The 3,274-nt window shown below is 69.5% G+C and carries 3 protein-coding genes; 1 reads left to right on the top strand and 2 read right to left on the bottom strand.

The features are described from left to right. Positions 1 to 497 precede the first annotated feature (497 nt). A complete protein-coding gene (gene trpS / locus AOQ53_RS37570) occupies positions 498 to 1,535 on the top strand; it encodes a tryptophan--tRNA ligase (protein WP_059424341.1) in 1,038 nt (345 codons plus the stop codon). A gap of 53 nt (positions 1,536 to 1,588) precedes the next feature. On the opposite strand, the gene proC is transcribed toward trpS, so the two are convergent. Beyond that, on the bottom strand, positions 1,589 to 2,401 hold the full coding sequence (gene proC / locus AOQ53_RS37565; protein WP_059424340.1) for a pyrroline-5-carboxylate reductase: 813 nt from the start codon (positions 2,399 to 2,401) through the stop codon (positions 1,589 to 1,591). 122 nt (positions 2,402 to 2,523) lie between these two features. Then, a partial coding sequence (locus AOQ53_RS37560) for an ABC transporter permease (protein WP_059424338.1) occupies positions 2,524 to 3,274 on the bottom strand: 751 nt, incomplete at its 5' end.

Raw genomic sequence — 3,274 nt, 5'->3', positions numbered from 1 at the left:
TCAGATCCTTTCGGACCCGATTCCCTGTCAGCAGGGTTTGTCTTCGCGGCTGTTGGGCCGTTCCGACGAGTGAGACTTTAGCGGATTCCCCGGCTCCCGAGCCAATCGGGGGCCGCGTCCTTTCGAACGGGGATTCCTCATTCCGTAAATACGCATGCCAATGAAACGACGACAGAACTACTTCGTCGAGTAGTGGTTGGTACCTGCGGATTGGCTGCCCGGGGACCGACCGGGGTCGGCGCTCACGTCGGGCAACTCGGAGAACACTACGGACGGGGTCTGGGCGTGTCAACTCAAGGGCGGACGGCACTCCCGGGGCGTAGTCTGGGGCGCATGACGACGCGTACGTGTACCCAGCTGTGGTGGGCCGCCTGACGGCGGCCGTCCTCACGTATGCACTCAACGGCCGCCGCTTCGGCGGCCGTTCTTGTTTCTCCCTCCAGACCACCGAGGGGCGGCCACCGAAGCGGCGGTCACGACCGGAAGGTGGAGGAGAGATGACACGGGTCTTCAGCGGGGTCAAGCCGACGGGGCATCTGACGCTGGGGAACTACCTGGGAGCCATGCGGCGGTGGGCTGCCGTCGACCAGTACGAGGCCGACGCCTTGTTCTGTGTCGTGGATCTGCACGCGCTGACCGTGGACCACGATCCCGCGCGGGTGCGCAGGCTGAGTCGGCAGGCGGCGACCTTGTTGCTGGCGTCCGGGCTGGATCCGGAGCTGTGCACGCTGTTCGTGCAGAGTCATGTGGACGAGCACGCCCGGCTGTCGTACGTGCTGGAGTGCGTGGCCACCGACGGTGAGATGCGGCGGATGATCCAGTACAAGGAGAAGGCCGCGCGGGAGCAGCGGCGGGGCGGGAGTGTGCGGCTGTCGCTGCTGACGTATCCGGTGCTGATGGCGGCGGACATCCTGGCGTACGGGGCTGATGAGGTGCCGGTGGGTGACGATCAGGTGCAGCACGTGGAGCTGACGCGGGACCTGGCGGTGCGGTTCAACCAACGGTACGGGCATACGTTCGTGGTGCCTCGGGCCACGCGTCCGGGCGTGGCGGCGCGGGTGATGAATCTGCAGGATCCGACGTCGAAGATGGGCAAGAGCGACGACGTCGGGCCGGGGATCGTCTATCTGCTGGACGAGCCGGACGTGGTGCGGAAGAAGGTCATGCGGGCCGTGACCGACAGTGGGCGGGAGGTCGTGTACGACCGGGAGGCCCGGCCGGGGCTCACCAATCTGCTGGAGATCCTCGCCGCGTGCTCGGGTGGGAGCCCTGAGGAGCTGAGCGGGGCGTATACGTCGTACGGGGCCTTGAAGAAGGACACCGCGGAGGCTGTGGTCGAGGTGCTCAGGCCAGTGCAGGAGCGGCACAAGGAGTTGTGTGCGGATCCCGGTTACGTGGAGGGGGTGCTGCGGGACGGGGCGGAGCGGGCTCGGGGGATGGCCCGGCCGAACGTGGATGCCGCTTATCGCGCGATCGGGTTGCTGCCGGCCGTGCCGGAGGGGGCGGACGCGGGTGGGGCCGTGCTGAGGGTGTGAGGTGGTGGTGTGGGCGTCGGTCGGGCGGGCCGCCCGACCGACGCCCGCAGTGCTCAGCTGTTGTTGCCAGTGGCCAGGGCGCGGCTGCGGTCGCGGGCGGCTTCGAGGGCGGCGATGAGGGCGGCTCGTACGCCGTGGTTCTCGAGTTCGCGGATGGCGTTGATCGTCGTGCCGGCGGGGGACGTGACGTTCTCGCGGAGCTTGACCGGGTGTTCGCCGCTGTCGCGGAGCATCGTCGCGGCGCCGATCGCGGACTGGACGATCAGGTCGTGGGCCTTGTCGCGGGGCAGGCCGAGGAGGATGCCGGCGTCGGTCATGGCTTCGACCAGGTAGAAGAAGTAGGCCGGGCCGGAGCCGGAGAGGGCCGTGCAGGCGTCCTGCTGGGACTCGGGGACGCGGAGGGTCTTGCCGACGGCGCCGAAGATCTCCTCGGTGTGGGCGAGGTGGTCGGCGGTGGCGTGGGTGCCGGCGGAGATGACGGACATCGCCTCGTCGACCAGGGCGGGGGTGTTCGTCATGACGCGGATGACCGGGGTGCCGGGGGCGAGGCGCTCCTCGAAGTACGCGGTGGGGATGCCGGCGGCGCCGCTGACGACCAGGCGGTCGGCGGGGACGTGGGGGGCCAGCTCGTCGAGAAGGGTGCCCATGTCCTGCGGTTTGACCGTGAGGATCAGGGTGTCGGCGGTCTTCGCGGCTTCCGGGTTGGTGACCGGTGTGACGCCGTAGCGGGTGCGGAGCTCTTCGGCCCGTTCCTGACGGCGGGCGGTGACCAGGAGGTCGGCCGGGGTCCAGCCGGCTCGGATCATTCCGCTGATCAGGGCTTCGCCGATCTTGCCGGTGCCGAGGACTGCGACTTTCTGGGTCATGGCTTTCGGTGCCCTCCGGGGGTTGCGCGTCGTCCGGGTTCATCCTCGCACTCGGGGGTGGTGGGGTGGGGCGCGTGTCCGGTGGGCGGGATGTCGGTCGAACGCCGGGCGGGCTGCGTCGGCTACGCCGTCCGGCGCCTGAGGGTCGCCGCGCCCAGTCCCAGCACCAGGAGGGCGCAGCCCGCGACGATCAGGACGTCGCGGACGAAGGTGGCGGTCATGTCCGTGTGGCGGAGGACCTCGTTCATGCCGTCCACCGCGTAGGACATGGGGAGGACGTCGGAGATGGCCTCCAGGACCGGGTGCATGTTGTCGCGGGGCGTGAACAGGCCGCAGAGGAGGAGCTGGGGGAAGATCACCGCCGGCATGAACTGGACCGCCTGGAACTCCGAGGCCGCGAAGGCCGAGACGAAGAGGCCGAGGGCCGTGCCGAGGAGGGCGTCGAGGAGGGCCACCAGGAGGAGGAGCCAGGGGCTGCCGGTGACGTCGAGACCGAGGAACCAGACGGCGAGGCCCGTGGCCAGGGCGGACTGGATGATCGCGAGGGTGCCGAAGGCGAGGGCGTAGCCGGCGATGAGGTCGCCCCTGCCGAGGGGCATGGCGAGGAGGCGTTCGAGGGTGCCGGAGGTGCGTTCGCGCAGGGTGGCGATGGACGTCACCAGGAACATCGTGATCAGCGGGAAGATCCCGAGCAGGGACGCGCCGATGCTGTCGAAGGTGCGCGGGCTGCCGTCGAAGACGTAGCGCAGCAGGAACAGCATCACGCAGGGGATGAGGACCAGCAGGGCGATGGTGCGGGGGTCGTGGGCGAGCTGGCGCAGGACGCGGGTTGCGGTGGCGGTGGTTCGGGAGGCGCTCAGGCCCCTCGGTGGG

The organism is Streptomyces azureus (assembly GCF_001270025.1).
Taxonomy (GTDB): domain Bacteria; phylum Actinomycetota; class Actinomycetes; order Streptomycetales; family Streptomycetaceae; genus Streptomyces; species Streptomyces azureus.
This window is presented reverse-complemented; position numbering and strand designations above follow the sequence as displayed.

Coding starts and splice junctions, on each gene's coding strand:
- trpS (WP_059424341.1), top strand. CDS start 498: ATGACACGGGTCTTCAGCGGGGTCAAGCCGACGGGGCATCTGACGCTG.
- proC (WP_059424340.1), bottom strand. CDS start 2,401: ATGACCCAGAAAGTCGCAGTCCTCGGCACCGGCAAGATCGGCGAAGCC.